The following is a 24,037-nucleotide window of genomic DNA, read 5'->3' as shown; positions in this document are numbered from 1 at the left end:
AAAAAACCCACTTATTTTAACTTACACAAAGATACAAAAGTACAATATAAAAATAACAGAGCAAAAAAAATCTTTTGTGGTTGAATCTCAACCTCTTGAATGCCGTACAAGAAAACAGCGACCTGGATTAGGTTACAATCACGGATTATGGATATAAGGACACACATCCATCATGAGTTATTTTGATCCCACCCTCATCATGTTTATGGTGTACATCGTAGCAATGGTACTTATTGGCTTATTTGCCTACCGTGCTACAAGCGACTTCTCAGATTATATTCTCGGTGGTCGTAGTTTAGGCAGTTTCGTTACTGCGTTATCCGCAGGCGCATCAGACATGAGTGGTTGGCTACTCATGGGTTTACCAGGAGCAATTTATCTTTCTGGTCTATCTGAAGCGTGGATTGCAATTGGTCTTATTATCGGTGCTTGGCTTAACTGGCTACTGGTTGCTGGTCGATTACGCGTTCATACTGAAATTCAAAACAATGCATTAACTTTGCCAGATTATTTTACAAGCCGTTTTGATGACCAGAAAAAAGTACTTCGTATTTTCTCGGCTGTTATCATCTTGGTTTTCTTCGCTATTTACTGTGCTTCAGGCATGGTAGCGGGTGCCCGTTTATTTGAAAATCTATTCGGCATGTCTTACAACACAGCAATTTGGCTCAGTGCTATTGCAACCATCAGTTATGTTTGTATCGGTGGATTCTTAGCAATTAGCTGGACTGATACATTCCAAGCTGGATTGATGATTTTTGCCCTGATTTTGACACCAATCGTGACTTATCTTGCGATCGGGGACACAACTCATTTTGTTACCCTCATTGAAACTGCACGCCCGCATGCATTTAATCTCATCTCAGATTTTGGTGTGGTAGCAGTTTTATCCTCCATGGCATGGGGTCTTGGTTACTTTGGTCAACCACACATCCTTGTACGTTTCATGGCAGCTGACTCAGTAAAATCTATTCCTGCTGCTCGCCGTATTGGCATGACTTGGATGATTTTGTGTTTAGGTGGTGCTGTCGGTGCTGGTTTCTTCGGTATTGCTTATTTCGAGCAACATCCTGAATTAGCAGCAGTTGTAAGCAAGAACCCTGAAACTGTATTTATGGAATTGACTAAAATTTTATTCAATCCATGGATTGTGGGTATCATTTTGGCTGCAATTTTAGCTGCTGTTATGAGCACACTAAGCTGTCAACTTTTAGTATGTTCAAGTGCTTTAACTGAAGATTTATACAAAGGTTTCCTTCGTAAAAATGCATCTCAAAAAGAACTTGTATGGGTTGGCCGTGTCATGGTTCTTGTTATTGCTGTTCTTGCAATTATTCTTGCAGGCAATCCTGATAGCAAGGTTCTTGGTCTTGTTGCTTATGCATGGGCTGGTTTCGGTGCAGCGTTTGGTCCGCTTATCATCTTGTCATTGTTCTGGAAACGTATGAATTTACAAGGTGCATTAGCTGGTATGATCGTTGGTGCAGTTGTGGTTATTGGTTGGAAAAATCTTTTCGCAAGCACAGGTGTTTACGAAATCATTCCGGGCTTTATCCTTGCATTTATCAGCATCATTGTAGTGAGTCTTTTAACTAAAGCGCCAAATACGACTGTAACTGGACGCTTTGAAGAAGCAGATAAACTCTACAAAGAAAGCGTATAAATCATTGAAATAAATAAAGGGGCTAAAGCCCCTTTATTTATTTTTGGTTTTAATTTTAATTTTTGAAGTATCTTTGACTACCTGCATTACGGGATAACTCCGAGTTTCTTTCACGCCCGGTAACTGCCATAGCACCTGCCCCGCAATACGTCTAAATTCTTCCATACTACCACTTCGTAATTTAATTAAAAAATCAAACCCTCCACTCACCATATGACATTCAACAATTTCCGGATAGTGAACCACAGCATCAATAAACTCATCTAAAACATTAGGCGTGGTTTTATCTAGTAATACTTCAACAAATACCAAAAAATTTGCATTTAATTTGACTGGATTTAATTTTGCTTCATAACCCAAAATGAAATCATCTTTTGTCAGCTTTTGAACTCGGGCCATCACAGCAGTTGGAGATAAATTCACAAGTTCGGCTAATTTACTGTTAGAAATACGCCCATCTGTTTGAAGAATATCCAAAATTTTTAAATCAGTGCGATCAAGGCTTAATATTGGGCCATTCATCTGAATTTTCCTCTAAAAAATGGGCTAAATATAGTGAGTTATTCGGTGTTTCTTCTGTAATGATAAATTATCTAAACCTCTCTACTCAAGATCTTTGTACGAGAGTCGGTTGGCGGAAACAGATATGAACACAATGGATACTTTTCATCAAATGGATAAATCTCACCAAGGCTATATCACCGAATTCAACGATAAAAGTGAGTTTGAACAACGCATCAATACAGCTTGGCGACGTGCTGAACCAGAAGCTGTAGAAGAGCTATTACAAGCTGCTGCGGTATCTGATGATTTAGATCATAAAATTTATGACCTTGCTTTTAATCTTGCTAATAATTTACGTGAACGTAAGACCTCTTCGGGTAAAGCAGGTATTGTTCAAGGGTTATTACAAGAATTCTCTCTTTCTTCACAAGAAGGCGTGGCACTTATGTGTCTTGCTGAAGCTTTGCTTCGTATTCCAGATTCTGCAACACGTGATTTGCTTATTCGAGATAAGATCAATCAAGGTAACTGGAAAGAACACGTTGGCCAAAGCAGCTTAATGTTTGTAAATGCTGCGGCATGGGGCCTCATGTTAACTGGTAAGCTTATGGAAACTCCAAAGCAAACCAGTCTTTCAAGTGTACTTACTGGCCTTTTAGCACGCAGTGGACGTGGCATTATTCGTAAAGCTGTTGACGTTGCAATGCGTATGATGGGTGAGCAGTTTGTAACTGGTGAAACCATTGAAGAAGCTGTAGATCATGCGAAAGTACTCGAAGACAAAGGTTTTCGCTATTCGTACGACATGTTGGGTGAAGCAGCATTAACCGAACATGATGCTGAACGTTACTTTAACGATTATACGCAAGCCATTCATGCAATTGGTAAAGCATCGAATGGTAAAGGCGTTTATGATGGCCCGGGTATTTCAATCAAGCTTTCTGCTTTACACCCTCGCTATCAACGTGCACAAATTGAACGTGTTCATCAAGAACTCTACGGCAAAGTATTTGAACTCGCTCTTTTAGCTAAAAATTACAATATTGGTTTAAATATTGATGCCGAAGAATCAGAACGTTTAGAAATTTCACTTGAGTTACTTGAACGTCTTTGTTTCGAGCCAGAACTTGCAAACTGGAAAGGCATTGGTTTCGTTATTCAGGCTTATCAAAAACGCTGTTTCTTCGTGGTTGATTATATTATTGACCTTGCTAAACGCAGCCAAAAGCGCCTCATGATCCGTCTTGTGAAAGGTGCGTATTGGGATAGCGAAATTAAGAAAGCGCAAATCGAAGGTATGGATGACTATCCTGTCTTCACGCGTAAAGTACATACCGATTTATCTTATATCGCTTGTGCTAAAAAATTACTTGCTGCTCCAGAGTTCATCTATCCTCAATTTGCAACTCATAATGCTCAAACATTGGCAACGATCTATCAATTAGCTGATCCGAGCAAATATTATGCGGGTCAATATGAATTCCAATGCTTACATGGCATGGGTGAACCGCTTTATGAACAAGTTGTTGGTCCACGTGAGCAAAATAAATTAGGCGTGCCATGCCGTATTTATGCTCCTGTTGGTAACCATGAAACGTTGTTAGCTTATTTAGTTCGTCGTTTACTTGAAAATGGCGCGAATACTTCATTCGTTAACCGTATTGCAGACAAAACACTTAAAGTTGAAGATCTTATCCAGTCTCCAATTTACGACATTCGTCATGCAGCTAAGCTTGAAGGCTCAGTTGGTTTAAAACACCCATCAATTCCATTACCTTTAGATATGTACGGATCACTCCGTAAAAACTCTAAAGGCTATGATTTAGCAAATGATGCTCCACTTGAAGCTTTAGATAGTACAGCTCAACAGCTCCGTAATCGTATTTGGCAAAGTCATCCATTATTGGCAAATAACGATTCATTAGAGCAAGGTCATTCTGTTGCAATTACAAACCCAGCACAAAATGATGAAATTGTTGGGCATGTGCAAGAAGCTGATCTTAAGCATGTCGAAATTGCATTGAATGCAGCAGAACAAGCTCAATCTGAATGGTCAAATACGCCTAAAGAACAACGTGCTCAATACTTAAAACGTGCAGCAGACCTAATGGAAAGCCGTATTCAAGAATTGATGGTTTTGCTTTGCCGTGAAAGTGGTAAAACTTATGCCAATGCAATCGCAGAAGTTCGTGAAGCTGTAGATTTCTTACGTTACTACGCAACTCAAGTCGAGAATCTTCCTTCAAATACAGTGATTGAACCCTTAGGTACAGTACTTTGTATTAGCCCATGGAACTTCCCTCTTGCAATTTTCTCTGGTCAAATTGCTGCCGCATTGGTGAGTGGTAACTGTGTTATTGCTAAACCTGCTGAACAAACGCCATTAATCGCAGCTCAAGCCGTTCAGATTTTATGGGAAGCTGGTATTCCACATGGTGCTGTACAGTTACTTCCTGGTCGTGGTGAAACAGTTGGTGCTCAGCTTAGTCAAGATAGTCGTATCGATGGCATCATGTTTACTGGCTCGACTGAAGTTGCCAAAATTTTACAGAAAACTGTTGCGAAACGTTTATCTGATAATGGTCAATCCATTCCTCTCATTGCAGAGACTGGCGGTCAAAACGCCATGATTGTGGATTCATCAGCATTAACTGAACAAGTTGTGCTTGATGTTGTAAGTTCTGCTTTTGATAGCGCGGGTCAGCGTTGCTCTGCTTTACGTATTTTATGTGTGCAAGAAGATAGTGCTGCAAGCGTTATTAAAATGCTTAAAGGTGCAATGCAACAGTTGATCGTAGGTAACCCTGCAATTTTAAAAACTGACATTGGTCCTGTTATTGATGACGAAGCAAAACAGACGATTGACCAGCACATCCAAAAAATGAAATCTAAAGGCTACCCTGTACATCAGCTGATGTTCGGCGCAACAAGCCAAAATGAATTAGATAAAGGAACTTTTGTTGTACCAACGGCAATTGAGTTACCTAATCTTGATGATTTGCAACGTGAAGTGTTTGGTCCAGTTTTACATATCATTACCTATAAGTATGGTGAACTCGAACAACTCATTTCACGTATTAATGCCAAAGGTTATGGTTTAACAATGGGTCTACATACCCGTATTGATGAAACCATCCAAACCGTCATTCAGCATGCTGAAGTTGGCAACCTTTATATCAACCGTAATATTGTCGGTGCTGTAGTTGGTGTACAACCATTCGGTGGTGAAGGTCTATCTGGTACAGGTCCGAAAGCTGGTGGTCCGCTATATATGTACCGCTTAATGCAGCACTGTTCAGACAAAGTACTGGCAACACCATTTGCCATGAAGAATGAGCAAACTGCTTTTGAAGGCTTTAACCGTGAGGTTTATCAGAGCTTACAAAATTGGGCGAAACAGCATTTACAGCAAGCAAATCGTGAGATTGAACCATTTGGTGTGGGTAAATTCTATGAGTTACAAGGCCCTACTGGGGAAAGTAACCAATATATTATTTTGCCGCGCCATCGTGTGCTTTCAATTGCAGACACTGAACAAAATCAATTGCATCAGTTGCTCGCAATTTTTGCAGTGGGTAGCCAAGCAGCAGTAATGCCTAATAGTCCATTATTGGCAAAATACAAACAAACTTTGCCAAAAGATGTGCTTGCAGCAATTACTACGGTTAAAAATATTACATCAGATGATTTTGATGCAGTTTTACACCATGGTAACCGTGAAGAAATCTTCTCATTACAGCAAGAAGTTGCTAAGCGTTCTGGTGCAATTGTTGGTATTACACATGTTGAGCCGAATGAAAATATTCCACTTGAACGTTTAGTGATTGAGCGTGCGATTAGTGTGAATACAGCAGCAGCTGGTGGTAACGCAAGCTTAATGACAATGACTGATTAATCGATAATTTTCTAAAAAAGCCCAAATCTCAGTATTTGGGCTTTTTTATTTAATAAAGTAATCTATTCTTAAATATATAAATTTTATCAAATTGAGATTTTCATTATGGTCTTTTTAGAACCAGAACAATATCAACAAAGATGTGCTCAACTTTTTAATTCGTATAAAAAAGATATTTCCACACTTCTACCATTTGCCCAAATTGAGCACATTGGTTCATCTGCAATACCTAATGCAATTTCAAAAGGTGATCTAGATATTTATGTTGAAGTTGGACCTGATCAATTTGAATTCGCAATAGCTCAGTTAAAAACACTTAATTTTATAGAGAAGCAAAATACTCTAAGGACAGATGAGCTTTGTATGCTCGAATCACTCAACAACGATAATGTAGCATTTCAAATTGTAGTAACGGATTCAGTATTCACATTTTTCTTAACATTTAGAAATAAGCTTATAGACTCACCACTATTGGTCAACGAATATAACCAATTAAAATTAGAGTGTAGCCATTTAAATCATGATCAATATAGAACAATAAAAGCCGATTTTATTAATCGCGTGTTGAAACATCCTTAATTTTAACGTTAGTCTTGCTTATTGATATCTAGCTAAAATTGGCTCCTGTAACCCCGTTTTTTTTGATACCATTCACTATTTGATTCTGTCTAAATTTTCTTTGTCTATGACCTCTTCTTATCATCAACAACTTCAAACTAAAATTGACCGCATTACTGCCCAATTTTCTGAACTTACTCCACCTACATTAGAAGTGTTTGAGTCACCTGAACAACATTTCCGCATGCGTGCTGAGTTTCGTATCTGGCATACAGAAAATGACATGTTCTATGCCATGTTTGAACGTAACGATGATGACAAGCAAAAAACAGTTGTACGCATTGATGAGTTTCCTATTGCGGACCAAAGCATTAATGATTTAATGCCAAAACTTTTGGAAGAACTCAAAGCGGAACCCAAACTTTCTAACCGTATATTCGAAGCTGATTTCCTCGCTACACTTAGCGGAGAAATGTTAGTTACCTTAATTTATCACCGTAAACTAGATCAAGAATGGGAACAGGCAGCTAAAGCGCTTGCTGAGAAATTAGACATTAAAATTATGGGCCGCAGTCGTGGCCAGAAAATTATTATTGGCGATGATTTCGTCGTTGAAGAATTTGAACTTTTAAACCGTTCATTTAAATACAAACAAATTGAAAGTAGCTTTACTCAGCCAAATGCACAGGTTTGCAAAAAAATGCTGCAATGGGCATGTGATGCGGCAGAAGGATCGAAAAAACATTTATTAGAGCTTTACTGTGGTAACGGTAACTTTACTCTTCCACTTTCTTTAAAGTTTGAACGCGTTTTGGCAACAGAACTTGCAAAATCCTCTGTTTATGCTGCTCAATGGAACATCGAACAAAATCAGATCGATAATATTCAAGTAGCCCGTCTTTCAGCTGAAGAATTCACTCAAGCTTATCAAGGTGAGCGCGAATTCCGCCGTCTACAAGAAGCAAATATTGATATTCAGAGCTATGACTTTGATACCGTATTTGTTGATCCCCCACGTGCAGGGATTGATGATGAAACTTTGAAATTATTACAGGGTTTTGAACGTATTATTTATATTTCATGTAACCCAGATACACTGTATGAGAACTTAAAAATATTAGGTTTAACTCACCGTATTACTAAGTTTGCATTGTTCGATCAATTCCCTTATACGCATCATGTTGAGTCAGGTGTATTACTTGAGAAGATTTAAACAAAATCTTTCATTGTAAAGTTTAAAATAAGGAGGTTTTGTACCTCCTTATTTTTTAACACTTTATTAGTTAAGTATTTAAATTTTCAAAAAATATCAAGTCATCTATCCGTCATAATTTCGTTTAACTCGAGCATTCCTATCGAAAATTCTTGAGTTCAATTGGTGGATTTATCACTTATAGAGACTTGTATTTTATTTTAAATTGGCTATATTTCGAGCTATGTTAGGTTGTATATGAAGGCTCTATGAGTTTTTGGCAAAAGCTGTTCTTAGCAGATCAACAGCATAACGAGCATAAAAACCAAACTGCTTGTGTTGAAAATGACTGCTCATGTAAAACAAATGAACAACTTCTAAGTGCTCTTGCACTAGCAACAGATGAAGATGTCATTAAGGGAATAAAAAAAGTTCTTATTTCCCGTGGTTATAGCCGAAAAGAGTTAAATGAACTCACTCAAAAACCATCTATTCACTAATAAAAAAGCCAGTCTTGTACTGGCTTTTTTATATTTCACTTTATTTGGCAATCTGTCTGATCAACCGAACCAACAATTGGCCCCATTTGAAATAATTGATCATTACGCTTGTTTTTTTGAATATATAAACTAGAAATAGAACCATCGAGATATAAAGCCTGCTCTACCTTAAGGTTTCTTTTAAAGAACTGAGCAAATCTATAGAAACTCACGCTATTTTTCGATATTACAAAGTAGAGCTTATTATTTCGAATACCAACACCATTACGAATTTTATTCGATTGAGAGTCTGGTAAAAAAAGGGAGTTTATCTTCCCATCAATAACTAACATTGGGCCAGATTGTGTCGCATACTCAACATTGAAATCGCGTCGACTATATTGCTGCATTGTTAAAATAAAGGCCTGTTTTTTATTCCAACCCAGCACACCATTCGGCTGTAAAAAGAAATTTCCCAATCCTTTATTTTCATTTAATGGCTGAATTACTTTAGCTTGCTCAACATACAGCCCTACTGGAGAAAATCCTGGATGAAACATCCCTGCATTCATTGCAAAAGAAAGACGCTCACACTGCTTTAAATTTTTCTGAATATTATTAAAGCTTTTGTAATACTGTTGATTAGTGGAATTCTTAAGAAAAAGACGCAACTGTTTTAAATTGCTAATTGCAATCACATCATATTGATCGCCTTCCGCCGTTTTAACTTGCTGATGTTCTATGGCATAGACAGACTGAATCAAAAGACCATATATCGTTAAGCACCACACCAACCATTTCATTTAGTACCACCAAGCATGACATTTTTCCTTCATATGAAATCTTTAAATTATATACAATAAAGACAAATAGATTGGGTATGAGCCAAACTCATTCATTCGACGTAATCAATACACTTACATTGCTGATATTGGTTATAATAGTTGGCAGCTTTTCAATAAAAGCCATTTACACTTTATTGGATCAGCGTAAGCATGCAGCAATCGAATAAACGCTACCCTCTAGGGGCTCATCTCATCGTAAAGCATCTCGGCTATAGCCATCACGGTATATATGCTGGGAGAGGTCGAGTTATCCATTATTCTGGCTTAGCGCATTTCATCAAAAAACGTCCGATTGAGATCACCTCAATAGATGCATTCTCGCATGGCAAAAAAATTCACGTTCGCTCTTATGACACGCCACGCTATAAAGGAAAAGCAGTCGTGCGTCGTATGCGTTCACGCATGCATGAAAATCACTATCATCTCATTATTAACAACTGCGAACATTTATGTAGCTGGGCAATTACTGGAATTGAAAGTAGTACTCAGGTTGAACGTATGATGCACCGATTAACGACCATCGGTTATGTCAGTTCAATCATGAGCTATATGAATGGTATGATGCTCACTGTTGCAACAACATGTTTTGCTCTCGTTCTCTATATTAAAAAGAAATTGCGTGATCAAGCAAAAATGAAAGTCCCTACTTACCAATTCCTAAGAGAAAAATCTGAAAAAAGGAATATTGATCCTTCAGTCCCTTTAGTATTTATAGATCCAGATAAAAAAGAACCAATCTAAATAAAAAAGCCCTCAAAGATGAGGGCTTTTGAGAAAACTTATAGCTTATTTTTTAGCTGCATTAGCAACAGTTGCTTCAGTCGTAATGTTTACAGTGATTTTATCACCCACGTTTGGAACGTAGTTACCTAGACCAAAGTCAGAGCGTTTGAATGAAGTTGTAGCATTGAAACCAATCGCTGGAACTTTTGCCATTGGGTGTTCGCCTTGCTTGTTTAAAACAGCGTCAAGTACAACAGGCTTCGTTACACCTTTAACAGTTAAGTCACCAGTAATTTTAAAGTGCTTTTTGTCTTTGGTTTCAACTTTAGTACTTTTAAAAGTAATGTTTGGATATTTAGCTGCATTAAACCAAGCTTCTTCTTGGAACTCTTTATCCAAAGCAGGAACGTTTGTATTTACGCTGCTTAAAGGAATAGTTACATTAACAGATGAGTTTGCTGGTTTAGCATTATCAACTTTAATTACACCTTGGATATCCGAGAAGTTAGCGCTTGGAGTAGAGAAACCAAAGTGATTCCACGAGAAAACAGTAGCTGTATGTGTTGGATCAATTTTGTAGTCGACTGGTGCAGCTAAAGTAACTGAACTAGCTAATGCTACTGCCAAACCGAAGCTTAATGTTTTAAGATGCATTTTTCGTATCCTTTATTGATATAGTCGTTAGTGTATACATCAAGTAATTTAATTCACTATTCTTTATAAAACGATATGTTTCATCCATGCAACAATAAAAGCGTTACAGTTATTATTTAAAAACAATATTATAAAGTATAGGTACTATCGTACCGTGTCTGCACTCTTAAATTAATTCGTTTTTACTTCGATTTTTGATTAATAATAAGGTAAAACATGGCTAACACTGCTCAAGCACAAAGTACTTCCACTCCATATCGAGTAACTCTGACCGATCCTTCAGGTCACCAATGGTTTGCTGATGAACCTACAGACAAAGGTGGGCAAGATACTGCACCAAACCCAGTTCAAATCTTACTGTCTGCTTTAGGTGCTTGCACTACCATCACATTAGAGATGTATGCAAATCTTAAAGGTATTAAGATTGATCATGTTCAAGTGGACTTAGCATTAAACCCAAATGGTGAACCAGAGAAACGCCAAAATAATATTGAACGCAAAATCACACTCAAAGGTGAATTCACGGAAGATCAACACAAGCGCTTATTAAAAGTTGCTGAAAACTGCCCTATTCATAAATTACTGACGTCTCAAATCAATATTCAAACCGAACTTAGCATTTAATCTCCAAATATAAAAAAAGCGCTCCATGAGGAGCGCTTTTTTAAACTCCTTCAATATTTAAGCAGTTAACTCTTTTACTGCTGCAACAACAGCTTCAGTTGTAATACCAAAGAATTGGAACAAGTCTTTTGCTGGTGCAGACTCACCATAAGTTGTCATACCAATTACTTTGCCATCAAGACCAACAAACTTCCACCAGTAGTCAACATGAGCTGCTTCAACTGCAACACGTGCACGGATATGAGCTGGTAATACAGCTTCACGATATGCAGCGTCTTGTTTCATAAACTCTTCTGCACATGGCATAGAAACTACACGCACACCGTCAAGTTGAGCATAAGCTTCCATTGCTAAAGAAATTTCAGAACCAGTTGCAATAATGATTGCTTTCAATTCGCCTTTTTCTTGAGCAAGAACGTAACCACCTTTTGCAACATTTTGAATTTGTTCTTCAGAACGTGTTTGGAATGGTAAGTTTTGACGAGAGAAAATAAGTGCTGTAGGGCCATCTTTACGTTCTAAAGCAGATTTCCACGCAGTAGCAGTTTCTACAGTATCAGCAGGACGCCATGTATTTAGGTTCGGTGTACCACGTAAAGAAGCAATTTGTTCGATTGGTTGGTGAGTTGGACCATCTTCACCTAGACCAATTGAGTCATGTGTATAAACATGAATTACACGTTGTTTCATCAATGCAGACATACGTACTGCATTACGCGCATATTCCATAAACATTAAGAATGTTGCAACGTAAGGAACAAAACCGCCATGCAATGCAACGCCATTCGCAATTGCAGTCATACCGAACTCACGTACGCCATAATATACGTAGTTACCAGCTGGGTTTTCTTGAATGCCTTGGCAACCTTTCCAAAGCGTTAAGTTAGAACCAGCTAAGTCAGCAGAACCACCTAGTAATTCAGGCAATAAAGGACCAAATGCTTGTAATGTGTTCTGGCTCGCTTTACGTGTTGCGATAGTTTCGCCTTTCGCATTTGTTTCACGAATGAATGCATCTGCTTGTGCTGCAAATTCAGCTGGTAAATCACCGCTAATACGACGAAGTAACTCAGCTGCTTCAGTTGGATATTTTGCTTGATACTGTGCAAATACCGCATTCCAAGCTGCTTCAGATTCAGTACCTTTTGCTTTCGCGTCCCATGCAGCATATACATCAGCAGGAATAACGAATGCTTCTTCTTTCCAGCCTAATGCTTCACGAGTTAAAGTAATCTCATCTTTACCTAATGGCGCACCATGACAGTCTTCTTTACCTTGCTTATTTGGCGAACCTAAACCAATAATCGTTTTACACATAATGATTGTTGGTTTTTGAGTCTCAGCTTTTGCTTCGATTGTTGCTTGACGAATCGCATCAGCATCATGCCCATCAACACGAAGAACTTGCCAACCATAGGCTTTAAAACGCTCTTCTGTATCATCGCTGAACCAGCCTTCTACTTCACCATCAATTGAAATGCCATTGTCATCATAATAAGCAATCAATTTACCAAGCTGTAAAGTACCTGCTAAAGAACATACTTCGTGAGAAATACCTTCCATTAAACAGCCATCGCCCAAGAAACAATAAGTAAAGTGATCAACTACTTTTAAATCATCTTTATTGAACTGAGCAGCTAAAGTCTTTTCTGCCAATGCAAAACCAACAGCGTTTGCAATACCTTGGCCTAAAGGACCAGTCGTAGTTTCGATACCTGGTGCATAACCATATTCAGGGTGACCAGGAGTTTTTGAATGTAATTGACGGAACTGTTTTAAATCTTCAATTGAAAGATCATAACCTGTTAAATGAAGCAAAGCATATTGCAACATTGAACCATGGCCGTTTGATAAAACGAAACGGTCGCGGTTTGCCCATTGTGGGTTAGTTGGGTTGTGATTTAAAAACTCGCGCCAGACGACGTCAGCAATATCTGCCATCCCCATTGGAGCACCAGGATGCCCTGAGTTTGCCTGTTGCACAGCATCCATTGCCAATACACGAATTGCATTTGCAATACGACGTTCGTTTAAAGGGGTCGTCATAAGATCAGAATCCAATTTTAATAGATTGATGAAAAGAAGAAGATGAATAACAATTCAATGCCGCTATATTGTCTTAAAAAAAAGGCTGAGGGTAAACCCCAACATAGTATATTTCTTTATTTTTAACCGTTTCTTGGTTACACAAAAATCATTTGGACCTTTAAGTTATACAAAACAGTGCTCATTTTCTTAAATACTACTCTCCTATACGAACAGACCGTTCTATTAGACTTTGATATATAGATAAAATATTTTGAAACCTCTATCTAGGTTGATCATGTTTCTTTTCTTTAAAATCCCACTTAGAAGACATAATCTTTTTGTTAATTCATATGTCTAAAAAGTACTCTAATAACTTGTTATTAAAATACCAATACTTTAAATAAACATTCTTTATATCAATTTTACTAATACACTTATCAATTAAAACACAGTATAAATGAAACAAATTCATGCTTTTTGGTCAGTATGAACTGGTCCTTAAGCTCAAGTCGATGTAACATATTATGTCTTTTGAAATAACCAAGATAGGACTTTCATGCGCGAGTACGCTGTTTTTACCTCGGAATCTGTAAGCGAAGGTCATCCCGATAAAATGGCCGACCAAATTAGCGACGCTATTTTGGATGCAATCTTAAAAGAAGACCCATACGCACGTGTTGCATGTGAAACACTGGTAAAAACAGGCGCTGTTGTACTTGCTGGTGAAGTAACAACGACTGCTAATATTGATGTTGAAGCTGTTGTTCGTAATACTGTTAACGGTATTGGATACCACCACTCTGATCTTGGCTTTGATGGATCAACATGTGCTGTAATCAATATGATTGGTAAACAATCACCAGAGATTGCACAAGGTGTAGACCGTCAAAAACCTGAAGATCAAGGTGCCGGTGACCAAGGTTTAATGTTCGGTTATGCAAGCCGTGAAACAGATGTTTTAATGCCTGCTCCGATTTCTTATGCTCACCGTTTAATGGAACGTCAGGCTGAACTTCGTCGCTCAGGCACACTTCCATGGTTACGCCCAGATGCAAAAAGCCAAGTTACTTTTGCATATGAAAATGGCAAGCCTGTACGTCTAGATGCAGTTGTTTTATCTACTCAACATGATCCTGAAATTACTCAAAGCCAGCTTAAAGAAGCTGTTATTGAAGAAATTATCAAGCCGATCATTCCTGCTGAAATGTTCCACGCTGCGACTAAATTCCACATTAACCCAACAGGTATGTTCGTTATTGGCGGCCCTGTAGGTGACTGTGGTTTAACAGGTCGTAAAATTATTGTTGATACATACGGTGGTATGGCTCGTCACGGCGGTGGTGCTTTCTCTGGTAAAGATCCATCTAAAGTTGACCGTTCTGCTGCATATGCAGGCCGTTATGTTGCAAAAAATATTGTAGCAGCTGGTCTTGCTGACAAATGTGAAATTCAGGTGAGTTACGCAATTGGTGTAGCAGAACCTACTTCAATTTCAATTAATACATTTGGTACAGCAAAAGTTTCTGATGAGTTGATTATTCAACTTGTACGTGATCATTTCGATTTAAGACCGTTTGGTATTACTCGTATGCTGGATCTTATTCAGCCAATGTATAAACAAACTGCGGCTTATGGCCACTTTGGTCGCGAAGGATCAGATACTGCATTTACATGGGAAAAAACTGATAAAGTTGAAGCTCTTAAAGATGCTGCTGGTCTCTAATATAAAGTCATAAAAAAAAGCCCGCCAATGAGCGGGCTTTTTTTAGTTCAAATTTCATAATATGTAGGGTTTACGCTTCTAGCAACCATCCTTGATGCCATATCATTTGTAGCTCTGATCAAAATTTATTGTCTTGTGGTTTTATCATCCTGATTTAATACATCAAGTAATGTTGACTGCGTCGGAGTATCTTGATGATTCTGGACATAAATATGGACAACTTTAAATACAACGACAACCGCTAGACAAGCCATCACACAAAACATCCACAAACCATACGGGCTTCGAATATGTTGCGAACCACAATATGGACATGATTTATCAGTTGATGCCACAACTTTGTCGCAACACGCACAATGGTATTGATATAGCATAGGTAACCCTCCTTCCCTCATTTCAACCGTTGTTTTTTTAATAGGTTTGCTGCATTTTTAATTTATACATCCTTTATATTTATCCTATGTGAAATGAAAAGATAATTCAATCTGAATGAACAATTGAGTCAATTAAAAAATATTATTAAAATACAGACAGATAAGTTAAATATTATTTTTTTGGCACTATTTTTCTTATTTTGATATTTTGCCAAATTTGCTAAAATAAGCGAATAATCTCACATTTTAGGCAAATGCATGTCTCATACACAGCTGATTAATAAAGGTGGCTTTCGCGAAAGAGCAAACCGAAGTCGAGGTTATCAACAATCTGAAAACAAGCAAACCGCTCTATCTTCAAATAAATATCAACCACAGCCAAAACCACAAGAAGAAACTAAATTAGAAATAGACGATAGTGATTCATCTACTTCGGTTTCTCAGAATCAATAATAATTTTAGAAATAAAAAAAGCTTAAACCCATGAGGTTTAAGCTTTTTCATAACATAATCACTTATTAATCTTTATTTTTATGCTCAATTGTTTTGTGGTTTGGCGTAACATCTCGCGCTTCGCCATCAATAATGTTTGAGTCATGGTATTGGCCTTGACCACCACCTTGCTGATTTTGCATATCTTGCATTTGACGCATTAAATCAGCAAATGGATTTTGTCCTGAAGCATTACCGCCCATACCACCCATCATTTTATTCATCATGGCTTGTTGGCGTTTTGCAAGAGTTCTCATCGCTATGTTACGAAATGCGGTTTGAACACCAGGAATCAAAATTAAAACAGCCAAAACATCAGATACAAGACCTGGTAACATTAATAAGAAACCTGCAAAAGCGTAAGCAAGTTTTTTAGTTACAGTTGGGTCACTACCTAGCTGGCCTGTCATCTGCATTTGCTGTAATTGAGGCATAATACCAGCAGTACTTCTGCGAATAAGCCCCAAACCAATAAAGAAAGCAATAATGAACCAAAAGAACACGTACCATCCACTGATGAACTGTGCTACGCCAATCCATACGGCAATTTCAACAATCGCGCCCAGAACTACAATAAGAAGTAAATTCATGTAAAACTTTATCTATCTCAAAAAGAAAATTCATTGCAGTTTTATTTGACCTAACCTTATCTAAGTTTCAAATAAGGATTAAGCATTTCTCTTAACTTTGATTGTTTTGTCTAATTTCTAAAAAATTAACAATACCATCGGATCAATAAGAGTCTGCAATACTGGAGTACATTTGATTTTAACTCGATAAAAACAAACATGCTTTCTTATTAATGAGTGCTGTATCAGGTTTATCAAGTGCCACTTCAATCAGATTTTAAATTTTTTGCTTTATTTGAGCGAAAAGCTCTTTGAAAAAGAACGTATTTAGTCAAATAAAGTCTTATTTACTTAGTAACGTTATGTGTATTCCTTTACTTCCGCTGTATCTTTTGAGAACTTTAAAGATACTACCGACATGTAGATCTCGCTAAATAGCTTACATTTTACCTATCTAGAGATAGCTCTATTCAAGTTAAATTAATTAATAACACTTCAAATTAAACTTAGTCAGAATTATGTATAAAAAAGTCCTTGTCGTTGCGACAGCTACTCTATTTTTATCTGCCTGCTCTTCTAACACGGTAAAACAACACCAAACACATTCTATTTCCGCCAATAAAAATTCAGAAGAAATTAAATCTCTGTTTGATCAGGCACAGACCACAGGAGTTTTAGTGATTAAGCGTGGGCAAACTGAAGAAATTTATGGCAATGATCTTAAAAGAGCATCAACCGAATATGTTCCCGCCTCTACCTTTAAAATGTTAAATGCTTTAATTGGACTTGAATATCATAAAGCAACGACAACTGAAGTATTTAAATGGGACGGGCAAAAGCGTTTGTTTCCTGATTGGGAAAAGGACATGACTCTAGGCGATGCAATGAAAGCTTCTGCTATTCCAGTTTATCAAGAACTAGCGCGAAGAATTGGCCTTGATCTTATGTCTAAAGAGGTAAAACGTATTGGTTTTGGTAATGTGGACATCGGTTCAAAAGTAGATAATTTTTGGCTTGTCGGCCCACTTAAAATTACTCCTGAGCAAGAAACCCAATTTGCTTATGAATTAGCTAATAAAACTCTTCCATTTAGTAAAAATGTACAAGAACAAGTCCAATCAATGGTGTTCATAGAAGAAAAAAATGGACGTAAAATTTATGCTAAAAGTGGTTGGGGATGGGATGTTGAACCACAAGTTGGCTGGTTAACCGGTTGGGTCGTTCAACCACAAGGAGAAATTGTGGCATTCTCACTCAATTTAGAAATGAAAAAAGGAATTCCTAGTTCTATTCGAAAAGAAATTGCTTATAAAGGATTAGAACAACTCGGTGTTTTATAATTTAGGCTCTATAGCCCTGTTTTTATTTCATCATAAACTGGGCTATTTTCTTAAACTTGAGATTTGAGCTTTATGATTTACCCATCAACTGGCTGCTGTGGCGTATTTAAATTTAACTGATAAAAAGCGGCATCCAACCATTGTCCAAACTTAAACCCAACCTGTTTAAAAGTACCTGCATGGATAAAGCCCATTTTTTCATGTAAACCAATGCTTGCCTGATTGGTCGCATCAATACAGCCTATCAATACATGTAGCTCAGCCTCTTGAGCACGCTTAATCAACTCTTGCATTAAAATTTTGCTTAGCCCACTACCACGATGCTCATGATGAATATAAATACTATGTTCAACAGTATATTTATAGGCAGGAAAAGCCCTGAAGGTTCCCCAGCTCGCAAAACCCAATAACTTATTTGTTTCATCAATAATACCAATTACTGGAAAACCATTTTCTTTTTTAACTGAAAACCAGTTTTTCATCGATTCTTCAGAGCGCGGTAAATAGTCATATAGAGCGGTAGAATTAATGATTGCCTCATTCAGAATCTCTAATATAGCCCCAGAATATTCTGCTTCATTACAATCAATTAAACGAAAATTAGAATTGAGGGAATAGGTCATAAAGATTCCTTAACGGCAGAAACAAGTTGATTAGAGACGACTAAAATATAGCGAGCGACTTGAGATGAATTATTACTGTATATAACGGGCTGGTTGAGTTGCATTGCCAAGCAATCCCCTGTGCTTAAAGCATAAGAAGAATCACCTAATTGAATATCAATTTCTCCTTCAACTACCCAGAGTTGCTGTTGTACCACCTTCGAGGTTTCACTAATTTCATACGTAATTCGTGACTGAGGCGGGAATTCGATTTCAACGATTTGAAATGGAGATTTCCAATTTGGCGGTGAAACCTGACGGCGAATATAACCTGTTTCGGGATCTTTCCATTCTGATTGTTGAGTACGCCGAACCATAGGCTGAGGTGATTGATCGTTTTGTGGGATATCAAATAGCTGAGTCAAAGGCACACCTAAACCATTTGCCAGCTTTTCAAGGACAACAGCTGTAGGACTCGCCTCACCTCGTTCAATTAACGAAATTGCAGAACGACTTACCTGACATCGAGTTGCAAGAACATCTAAGGTATATCCACGGGCTAGACGCAATTCACGTACTTGCTGCGCAATGCGTATATTTATATCTTCCATCTGCCGACAGACTTTAATTCCAAAATTATAGATAAGTATTCCATTAAAATAGAATTACATCAAATGATTTTAGAAAATATAAATTGGTTCGATAAAAACCGAAAAATAACCATTCATCACAGCATTCTTTAAATTACTCATGCATAACTGTTTTGGCTATGTAACAATACCCACTGAACTATTTATATAAGTCTTCACATGGCATTAATTATTGGAATTGACCCAGGTTCACGCTTAACAGGTTATGGAATCATTGAAAAAGATGGTAGTAAACTGCGTTTTGTTGATGCTGGTACAATCCGAACTGAAACTCAAGAAATGCCAGAACGCTTAAAACGCATTTTTGCTGGCGTTGAGCGAATTGTGAAATTTCATGGTCCCACTGAAGCTGCTGTTGAGCAGGTCTTTATGGCTCAAAACCCAGACTCTGCTTTAAAACTGGGACAAGCTCGTGGTGCTGCCATAGCCGCATTAGTTAATTTAGATTTACAAGTTGCAGAATATACTGCCCGTCAAATTAAACAGTCTGTCGTTGGTTATGGTGCCGCAGATAAAGAACAAGTACAAATGATGGTCATGCGATTACTTAACTTGACGATTAAACCTCAATCCGATGCAGCCGATGCTCTTGCTGCCGCTATTTGCCATGCTCATGCATCGGGAAGTATGAGTAAACTTTCTGTCCTTAATGCCTTAGGTGGTATGGCGCGTGGACGAAGCCGCTCTAGTAGTCGTAGACGTTAAAACTTTCTTAGTTCACTACTTGAGTAATTGCTTCATTCATTTGATAAGCCTGTAAACCACGCATACCTTGTTTTGCAAGTTCATCACCTGCCTGAGCATGAAGGGTAACAATCTCATGTAATGCAATTGCCTTATGGAACTGAGCTTTTAGGCTTGCAATCATTCCAGCTAATACATCACCCATTCCACCAGTTCCCATACCGGCATTACCTTCGGTACAAATATACAAGTTATCCTCTAAAATTAAGCTACCTGCTCCTTTAAGTACCCACTGACCCGCATATTTATGTTGCAAGGCATAAATTGCAGCAATTCGGTCATTTTCAATTTGCGCTGTAGAGGAACCAAGTAAGGTAGCAGCTTCTCCCGGATGAGGCGTCGCATAAACATGTGTACCCAATTTTTCAGGCTGCTTGGCAAGAAGCCATAAAGCATCCGCATCTAAAACAGTTTCTAGGTGTGTACTCTGATTTAACAAAGTAAACCATTGCTGATAAATTTGCTGTGCCCAATCATCTCGCCCTAATCCCATTCCAAAACATACTGCATCAACTTGAGATAAAATCTCTCTAATATTTTCTTCATCTAAAGCATTAATATCACGGAGCATAATATTAGGTGCCCGCGACAAAATAGCTTGATGATGGTTGCGATGACAAATCACGGTCACCTTACCTGCACCTGCATGAAAAGCAGCCTCAGCAGCCATAATGACAGCGCCACCCATTTGCTCATGTCCACCTATCACCAAAACATGTCCATAGCTCCCTTTATGACCAAAAGCCAAACGTTTAGGAAGCTTAATATTTGTAGATGTCAAATAAGCTAAAGGTTTCAGCTCTTGGTCTATTGGAATTAAATTAACTAAATGAATTTGTCCCACATATTCTTTGCCTTGACCTGTAAATAATCCTGCCTTAAGACCTAAAACAGTAAAGGTATGATCAGCTCGTATTGCAAAAGGTAAAGCACAGCCTGTATTTGCATGTAAGCCACTCGGTATATCAATCGAAACTTTTAAGCCAGATTGTTCATTAAATTGATGAATGGCCTGTTGCCAATTAGTATTTAATTCGCGATTTAAGCCTATGCCAAATAGAGCATCAATATGGCAATCGAATGTTTTTTTAATATCAAAATTTGAATGAATTTGAACTTTCTTTTCTATAGCAAATTGTGCTGCACAATGTAAATCGGTTGATTCACCCAATGGAGCTGCAAATATTTCAACGTGAAATCCAGCTTGTTTTAGATAACCTGCTATAAAGTAGCCATCACCTGCGTTATTGCCTTGCCCGCACCAAACAGCAATATTATTAATGGTACGATTTTTAAAAAGCTCGATGAACTGCTGAGCGATTGACCAAGCTGCTTGTTGCATTAAACCTAATGAGGAGTTTTGTGCAGCAAACCAACGCTGCTCCCATGCTCGAATATCATCGCTATGGTAAACTACCGCCTGCATATTATTATCCTCTTGCATTTTGGTTTATGACATCTTCCGACACATCACGCATTGCAGTGCAACAACTTGATCCTCATGAATTAAAAGCATGGATCAAAGCTCAAGCCTTAGACTTGGGTTTTGCTGATTGTGTCATTGCAAAACCAGATGCTCAAGAGCAAATGCCACGTTTTTTAGAATATCTAGAACGTGGTTATCATGCAGACATGACCTATTTAGAAGAAAATCTAGAAAAACGAGCCGACCCTACATTATTAGTTCCTGGCACAAAAAGTATTATTTGCGTTCGTATGAATTATCTTGTGGAATCTCCAAAACCTCGATATGTACCTTTCGAACCAAATTCTGCGATTATCGCCCGTTATGCACGTGGCCGTGATTACCATAAAGTCATGCGTGGCAGATTGAAAACTTTAGCAACAAGAATTCGTGAAAAAGTCGGCGATTTTGAATCTCGCCCTTTTGCCGATTCTGCTCCTATTTTTGAGAAATCATTAGCTGAAAGTGCAGGAATGGGTTGGACAGGTAAGCATACGTTGCTCATTCATAAAAAGTCGGGTTCTTTTTTTGTATTAGGTGAGCTATTTACGTCACTCGACTTACCTTTCGACGAACCTGCAACAGCACATTGTGGTTCTTGTAGCGCTTGTATTGATATTTGCCCAACGCAAGCGATTGTCGAGCCTTATATGCTAGATGCAAGACGATGTATTGCTTATTTAACTATCGAATACAAAGGAATTATTGCTGAAGAATTACGTGCAGGGATTGGTAATCGAGTTTTTGGTTGTGACGACTGCCAATTAATTTGTCCATGGAATAGTTTTGCCAAAACTGCGTCCATTAGCGATTTCAATCCTAGAAATGGATTAGACAATATTAGTCTACTAGATATCTGGCAATGGGATGAAACCACTTTTTTAGCAAATACAGAAGGTAGCCCTATCCGCCGGACAGGTTATCAGTCATTTAAACGTAATATTGCGATTGGTTTAGGAAATGCTCCTTATTCAAAAGAAATTGTAGATCAGCTACACAAAGGCAAAAATTTACATGACGAAATCGTCAATGTGCATATTGATTGGGCAATTGAACAGCAACTTAATCAACTTCAGCTATCAAATTAAAAAAATGATGTTTTTTGCCCTATAGCTTTAATACGAATTCTGTATGATTATGTGTAGTGAATTAATGCCATCATCATGGATATGACAATGACTCTACGTAATGATTGGAATCGTGAAGAAATCCAAGCTTTATATGAACAACCTTTTTTGGATTTAGTTTTCAAGGCTCAGCAAGTACATCGTGAGCACTTCACTGCCAATTCGATTCAGGTCAGTACCCTTTTATCTATTAAAACGGGTAAATGTCCTGAAGATTGCAAATACTGCTCACAATCCGCACATTACGAATCAAAATTAGAAGCAGAAAAACGTATCGCTGTAGAAAAAGTGATTAGCGAAGCAAAAGCTGCAAAAGATTCAGGTTCGTCTCGTTTTTGTATGGGTGCCGCTTGGCGTAACCCACATGAGCGCGATATGCCTTATGTATTAGAAATGGTACGTGAAGTAAAAGCTTTAGGTTTAGAAACATGCATGACTTTAGGCATGCTTAACCAATCTCAAGCAGAGCGTCTACAAGTTGCTGGTTTAGATTATTACAATCACAACCTAGATACATCTCGTGAGTACTACTCTCACATCATTAGCACACGTACTTTTGATGATCGTTTAAATACCCTAGATTATGTTCGCCAAGCTGGTATGAAAGTTTGTAGTGGCGGTATTGTAGGTCTAGGTGAAAGCCGTGATGACCGTGTTGGTTTATTGCATGAACTAGCTACCTTGCCAATTCATCCTGAATCAGTGCCAATTAACATGCTTGTTCCAATTGAAGGAACACCTTTAGCAGATGTTGAAAAGCTTGATGTAATTGAGTGGATCCGCACTATTGCTGTTGCACGCATTATTATGCCGCATAGCTATATTCGTTTATCTGCTGGTCGTGAGTCATTAAGTGATTCAGATCAAGCATTAGCATTTATGGCGGGTGCAAACTCACTATTCTCTGGTGATAAATTACTCACCACACCAAATGCTGGTGAAGGTAAAGACCAAGCGTTGTTTAATAAACTTGGCTTAACCGCAGAAAAACCAAAACCTACAGTTGCTGACTTATCAGTAAATGCAATGAGTGCATAACTTAGTGCAGTAAAATAAAAAAGCCCTGATTTTCAGGGCTTTTTTATTTAAACAGAAGTAACTAAAATTCCGTAAGTGGCATTAAGAAATGTCCCTACTCGAATAATGTCTTTTCCTGCTGCATGCGTTACAGACAATTCCTGGCTCAATACATCAAAATTAAAAGAATCGAAAACATCTTGATGGTGTAAGAGCCAAGTCACTGTATCTGCTATCTTATCATCCGCAATATAAGTTAAGGCCTTAAAGTCTTTACTCATAAATAACTCTTAAAAATAAATTTTATGAATTTTATATGAGTTCACTCTACCTTAAAAGAAAATCTAAGCTGCTTTAGGATTCACTAAAGAGCGACCTGACAATAAGCTTGTCAAAGCTTGTGGTGAGAATTCCAAAGAAAGTACATGATTCTTGAGATTAACAGAGTGCTTACTAATCAATGGAAGTAAACCATCTTCTGTTTCAAAGACGTATTCATCTGCAATATTTAAGATACCCTCAAGATTAGTTGTACTTGAAGCAAGATCATGACTGAAGATGTCATAAATCGTCTGTAGGTTAAACGTTGTCTGCTGCTCCGTTGGGTGCTTAATCAGATAATCCTTTAAAAACAAAACTAGTTTATGAGCAAAGAAAAAGTAATTTGGTTTATAGCTATACTTCATACTATTCATGGAACGGAACTCCAGATTATCTTTTATTGAATTACAACTAAAACAGTAGGAATTGAATCTTAAAAAATTCTTAA

24 protein-coding genes are annotated in these 24,037 nt (G+C 37.8%); 13 read left to right on the top strand and 11 right to left on the bottom strand.

Features of this window, described 5'->3' with window-relative positions; translation table 11 throughout:
• Positions 1 to 172: 172 nt before the first annotated feature.
• Positions 173 to 1,663, top strand: a complete 1,491-nt coding sequence (putP, locus tag I7H67_RS11600) for a sodium/proline symporter PutP (RefSeq protein ID WP_005304658.1) — start codon at positions 173 to 175, stop codon at positions 1,661 to 1,663.
• 33 nt (positions 1,664 to 1,696) lie between these two features.
• Here the strand turns inward: putP and I7H67_RS11595 are convergent, their stop codons facing one another.
• Positions 1,697 to 2,185: an Lrp/AsnC ligand binding domain-containing protein gene (locus I7H67_RS11595; RefSeq protein WP_005304655.1), complete on the bottom strand. Its 489-nt coding sequence runs from the start codon at positions 2,183 to 2,185 to the stop codon at positions 1,697 to 1,699.
• Between the two features lie 124 nt (positions 2,186 to 2,309).
• On the opposite strand from I7H67_RS11595, the gene putA reads away from it, so the two are divergent.
• The 4 genes from putA to I7H67_RS11575 all read left to right on the top strand — a co-directional run bounded on the left by putA (position 2,310) and on the right by I7H67_RS11575 (position 8,312).
• Positions 2,310 to 6,062, top strand: a complete 3,753-nt coding sequence (putA, locus tag I7H67_RS11590; protein ID WP_198307903.1) for a trifunctional transcriptional regulator/proline dehydrogenase/L-glutamate gamma-semialdehyde dehydrogenase — start codon at positions 2,310 to 2,312, stop codon at positions 6,060 to 6,062.
• Between the two features lie 105 nt (positions 6,063 to 6,167).
• Complete coding sequence (locus I7H67_RS11585; RefSeq protein ID WP_198307902.1) at positions 6,168 to 6,641, top strand: GrpB family protein; 474 nt, start codon at positions 6,168 to 6,170, stop codon at positions 6,639 to 6,641.
• 106 nt (positions 6,642 to 6,747) lie between these two features.
• Positions 6,748 to 7,833: a tRNA (uridine(54)-C5)-methyltransferase TrmA gene (gene trmA / locus I7H67_RS11580; protein WP_198307901.1), complete on the top strand. Its 1,086-nt coding sequence runs from the start codon at positions 6,748 to 6,750 to the stop codon at positions 7,831 to 7,833.
• Between the two features lie 248 nt (positions 7,834 to 8,081).
• Positions 8,082 to 8,312, top strand: a complete 231-nt coding sequence (locus I7H67_RS11575) for a hypothetical protein (RefSeq protein ID WP_003651412.1) — start codon at positions 8,082 to 8,084, stop codon at positions 8,310 to 8,312.
• A 35-nt stretch (positions 8,313 to 8,347) separates the two neighbouring features.
• Here the strand turns inward: I7H67_RS11575 and I7H67_RS11570 are convergent, their stop codons facing one another.
• Complete coding sequence (locus I7H67_RS11570; protein WP_198307900.1) at positions 8,348 to 9,094, bottom strand: phosphodiester glycosidase family protein; 747 nt, start codon at positions 9,092 to 9,094, stop codon at positions 8,348 to 8,350.
• A 192-nt stretch (positions 9,095 to 9,286) separates the two neighbouring features.
• On the opposite strand from I7H67_RS11570, the gene I7H67_RS11565 reads away from it, so the two are divergent.
• On the top strand, positions 9,287 to 9,877 hold the full coding sequence (locus I7H67_RS11565; protein ID WP_013198108.1) for a lecithin retinol acyltransferase family protein: 591 nt from the start codon (positions 9,287 to 9,289) through the stop codon (positions 9,875 to 9,877).
• Between the two features lie 45 nt (positions 9,878 to 9,922).
• Here the strand turns inward: I7H67_RS11565 and I7H67_RS11560 are convergent, their stop codons facing one another.
• The gene (locus tag I7H67_RS11560; RefSeq protein WP_005304638.1) at positions 9,923 to 10,513 is read right to left on the bottom strand and encodes a YceI family protein; all 591 of its coding nucleotides are present in this window, start codon (positions 10,511 to 10,513) and stop codon (positions 9,923 to 9,925) included.
• A gap of 216 nt (positions 10,514 to 10,729) precedes the next feature.
• On the opposite strand from I7H67_RS11560, the gene I7H67_RS11555 reads away from it, so the two are divergent.
• Positions 10,730 to 11,137 carry an OsmC family protein gene (locus I7H67_RS11555; protein WP_198307899.1) on the top strand — a complete coding sequence of 136 codons (408 nt, stop codon included), beginning with the start codon at positions 10,730 to 10,732 and terminating at the stop codon, positions 11,135 to 11,137.
• A gap of 57 nt (positions 11,138 to 11,194) precedes the next feature.
• Here I7H67_RS11555 and tkt read toward each other — a convergent pair whose 3' ends face one another.
• Positions 11,195 to 13,183 carry a transketolase gene (tkt, locus tag I7H67_RS11550; protein ID WP_198307898.1) on the bottom strand — a complete coding sequence of 663 codons (1,989 nt, stop codon included), beginning with the start codon at positions 13,181 to 13,183 and terminating at the stop codon, positions 11,195 to 11,197.
• 538 nt (positions 13,184 to 13,721) lie between these two features.
• Between tkt and metK the strand changes: the two genes are divergently transcribed.
• Positions 13,722 to 14,888: a methionine adenosyltransferase gene (gene metK / locus I7H67_RS11545; RefSeq protein WP_004792802.1), complete on the top strand. Its 1,167-nt coding sequence runs from the start codon at positions 13,722 to 13,724 to the stop codon at positions 14,886 to 14,888.
• Positions 14,889 to 15,013: 125 nt separating this feature from the next.
• Here the strand turns inward: metK and I7H67_RS11540 are convergent, their stop codons facing one another.
• Complete coding sequence (locus I7H67_RS11540; protein WP_005304620.1) at positions 15,014 to 15,262, bottom strand: hypothetical protein; 249 nt, start codon at positions 15,260 to 15,262, stop codon at positions 15,014 to 15,016.
• Between the two features lie 258 nt (positions 15,263 to 15,520).
• Between I7H67_RS11540 and I7H67_RS11535 the strand changes: the two genes are divergently transcribed.
• Positions 15,521 to 15,715, top strand: a complete 195-nt coding sequence (locus I7H67_RS11535; RefSeq protein ID WP_005304619.1) for a hypothetical protein — start codon at positions 15,521 to 15,523, stop codon at positions 15,713 to 15,715.
• A gap of 65 nt (positions 15,716 to 15,780) precedes the next feature.
• Here the strand turns inward: I7H67_RS11535 and I7H67_RS11530 are convergent, their stop codons facing one another.
• Positions 15,781 to 16,344, bottom strand: coding sequence for an FxsA family protein (locus tag I7H67_RS11530; protein WP_151823111.1), 564 nt, complete (start codon positions 16,342 to 16,344; stop codon positions 15,781 to 15,783).
• Positions 16,345 to 16,841: 497 nt separating this feature from the next.
• Between I7H67_RS11530 and blaOXA the strand changes: the two genes are divergently transcribed.
• Complete coding sequence (gene blaOXA, locus I7H67_RS11525; protein ID WP_151827819.1) at positions 16,842 to 17,663, top strand: OXA-213 family carbapenem-hydrolyzing class D beta-lactamase; 822 nt, start codon at positions 16,842 to 16,844, stop codon at positions 17,661 to 17,663.
• Positions 17,664 to 17,740: 77 nt separating this feature from the next.
• Here blaOXA and I7H67_RS11520 read toward each other — a convergent pair whose 3' ends face one another.
• Both I7H67_RS11520 and I7H67_RS11515 read right to left on the bottom strand, forming a co-directional pair.
• Positions 17,741 to 18,286, bottom strand: coding sequence for a GNAT family N-acetyltransferase (locus I7H67_RS11520; protein WP_107880112.1), 546 nt, complete (start codon positions 18,284 to 18,286; stop codon positions 17,741 to 17,743).
• A complete protein-coding gene (locus tag I7H67_RS11515) occupies positions 18,283 to 18,876 on the bottom strand; it encodes a helix-turn-helix domain-containing protein (RefSeq protein ID WP_107880113.1) in 594 nt (197 codons plus the stop codon). Before I7H67_RS11515 ends, I7H67_RS11520 begins: the two co-directional genes overlap by 4 nt.
• A gap of 198 nt (positions 18,877 to 19,074) precedes the next feature.
• Between I7H67_RS11515 and ruvC the strand changes: the two genes are divergently transcribed.
• Positions 19,075 to 19,620: a crossover junction endodeoxyribonuclease RuvC gene (gene ruvC / locus I7H67_RS11510; RefSeq protein WP_002121356.1), complete on the top strand. Its 546-nt coding sequence runs from the start codon at positions 19,075 to 19,077 to the stop codon at positions 19,618 to 19,620.
• Positions 19,621 to 19,627: 7 nt separating this feature from the next.
• On the opposite strand, the gene I7H67_RS11505 is transcribed toward ruvC, so the two are convergent.
• Entirely contained in the window at positions 19,628 to 21,085 is a 1,458-nt protein-coding gene (locus I7H67_RS11505; RefSeq protein ID WP_198307897.1) for an NAD(P)H-hydrate dehydratase, read from the bottom strand.
• 26 nt (positions 21,086 to 21,111) lie between these two features.
• Here I7H67_RS11505 and queG point away from each other — a divergent pair, with 26 nt between their 5' ends.
• Complete coding sequence (gene queG / locus I7H67_RS11500) at positions 21,112 to 22,212, top strand: tRNA epoxyqueuosine(34) reductase QueG (protein ID WP_198307965.1); 1,101 nt, start codon at positions 21,112 to 21,114, stop codon at positions 22,210 to 22,212.
• An 87-nt stretch (positions 22,213 to 22,299) separates the two neighbouring features.
• A complete protein-coding gene (gene bioB / locus I7H67_RS11495; protein ID WP_004792815.1) occupies positions 22,300 to 23,289 on the top strand; it encodes a biotin synthase BioB in 990 nt (329 codons plus the stop codon).
• 47 nt (positions 23,290 to 23,336) lie between these two features.
• Here the strand turns inward: bioB and I7H67_RS11490 are convergent, their stop codons facing one another.
• On the bottom strand, positions 23,337 to 23,549 hold the full coding sequence (locus tag I7H67_RS11490) for a hypothetical protein (protein ID WP_005304605.1): 213 nt from the start codon (positions 23,547 to 23,549) through the stop codon (positions 23,337 to 23,339).
• Positions 23,550 to 23,612: 63 nt separating this feature from the next.
• Entirely contained in the window at positions 23,613 to 23,963 is a 351-nt protein-coding gene (locus tag I7H67_RS11485; protein ID WP_004792817.1) for a hypothetical protein, read from the bottom strand.
• Positions 23,964 to 24,037: the final 74 nt, after the last annotated feature.

The sequence above is a fragment of the Acinetobacter sp. ACIN00229 genome, assembly GCF_016106645.1.
In the GTDB taxonomy this organism is placed as follows: Bacteria; Pseudomonadota; Gammaproteobacteria; order Pseudomonadales; family Moraxellaceae; genus Acinetobacter; species Acinetobacter oleivorans.
Note: the sequence above shows the minus strand (reverse complement) of the source record. Positions and strands in the feature narration are given on the sequence as shown.

Bases quoted from the DNA above. Each gene is read 5' to 3' on its own strand.
- putA (WP_198307903.1), top strand. From the start codon at position 2,310: ATGAACACAATGGATACTTTTCATCAAATGGATAAATCTCACCAAGGC.
- I7H67_RS11505 (WP_198307897.1), bottom strand. From the start codon at position 21,085: ATGCAGGCGGTAGTTTACCATAGCGATGATATTCGAGCATGGGAGCAG.
- I7H67_RS11585 (WP_198307902.1), top strand. From the start codon at position 6,168: ATGGTCTTTTTAGAACCAGAACAATATCAACAAAGATGTGCTCAACTT.
- I7H67_RS11570 (WP_198307900.1), bottom strand. From the start codon at position 9,094: ATGAAATGGTTGGTGTGGTGCTTAACGATATATGGTCTTTTGATTCAG.
- I7H67_RS11535 (WP_005304619.1), top strand. From the start codon at position 15,521: ATGTCTCATACACAGCTGATTAATAAAGGTGGCTTTCGCGAAAGAGCA.
- I7H67_RS11565 (WP_013198108.1), top strand. From the start codon at position 9,287: ATGCAGCAATCGAATAAACGCTACCCTCTAGGGGCTCATCTCATCGTA.
- I7H67_RS11575 (WP_003651412.1), top strand. From the start codon at position 8,082: ATGAGTTTTTGGCAAAAGCTGTTCTTAGCAGATCAACAGCATAACGAG.
- blaOXA (WP_151827819.1), top strand. From the start codon at position 16,842: ATGTATAAAAAAGTCCTTGTCGTTGCGACAGCTACTCTATTTTTATCT.
- metK (WP_004792802.1), top strand. From the start codon at position 13,722: ATGCGCGAGTACGCTGTTTTTACCTCGGAATCTGTAAGCGAAGGTCAT.
- I7H67_RS11530 (WP_151823111.1), bottom strand. From the start codon at position 16,344: ATGAATTTACTTCTTATTGTAGTTCTGGGCGCGATTGTTGAAATTGCC.
- I7H67_RS11520 (WP_107880112.1), bottom strand. From the start codon at position 18,286: ATGACCTATTCCCTCAATTCTAATTTTCGTTTAATTGATTGTAATGAA.
- I7H67_RS11540 (WP_005304620.1), bottom strand. From the start codon at position 15,262: ATGCTATATCAATACCATTGTGCGTGTTGCGACAAAGTTGTGGCATCA.
- tkt (WP_198307898.1), bottom strand. From the start codon at position 13,183: ATGACGACCCCTTTAAACGAACGTCGTATTGCAAATGCAATTCGTGTA.
- I7H67_RS11485 (WP_004792817.1), bottom strand. From the start codon at position 23,963: ATGAATAGTATGAAGTATAGCTATAAACCAAATTACTTTTTCTTTGCT.
- I7H67_RS11490 (WP_005304605.1), bottom strand. From the start codon at position 23,549: ATGAGTAAAGACTTTAAGGCCTTAACTTATATTGCGGATGATAAGATA.
- putP (WP_005304658.1), top strand. From the start codon at position 173: ATGAGTTATTTTGATCCCACCCTCATCATGTTTATGGTGTACATCGTA.
- I7H67_RS11560 (WP_005304638.1), bottom strand. From the start codon at position 10,513: ATGCATCTTAAAACATTAAGCTTCGGTTTGGCAGTAGCATTAGCTAGT.
- queG (WP_198307965.1), top strand. From the start codon at position 21,112: ATGACATCTTCCGACACATCACGCATTGCAGTGCAACAACTTGATCCT.
- I7H67_RS11555 (WP_198307899.1), top strand. From the start codon at position 10,730: ATGGCTAACACTGCTCAAGCACAAAGTACTTCCACTCCATATCGAGTA.
- ruvC (WP_002121356.1), top strand. From the start codon at position 19,075: ATGGCATTAATTATTGGAATTGACCCAGGTTCACGCTTAACAGGTTAT.
- bioB (WP_004792815.1), top strand. From the start codon at position 22,300: ATGACTCTACGTAATGATTGGAATCGTGAAGAAATCCAAGCTTTATAT.
- I7H67_RS11595 (WP_005304655.1), bottom strand. From the start codon at position 2,185: ATGAATGGCCCAATATTAAGCCTTGATCGCACTGATTTAAAAATTTTG.
- trmA (WP_198307901.1), top strand. From the start codon at position 6,748: ATGACCTCTTCTTATCATCAACAACTTCAAACTAAAATTGACCGCATT.
- I7H67_RS11515 (WP_107880113.1), bottom strand. From the start codon at position 18,876: ATGGAAGATATAAATATACGCATTGCGCAGCAAGTACGTGAATTGCGT.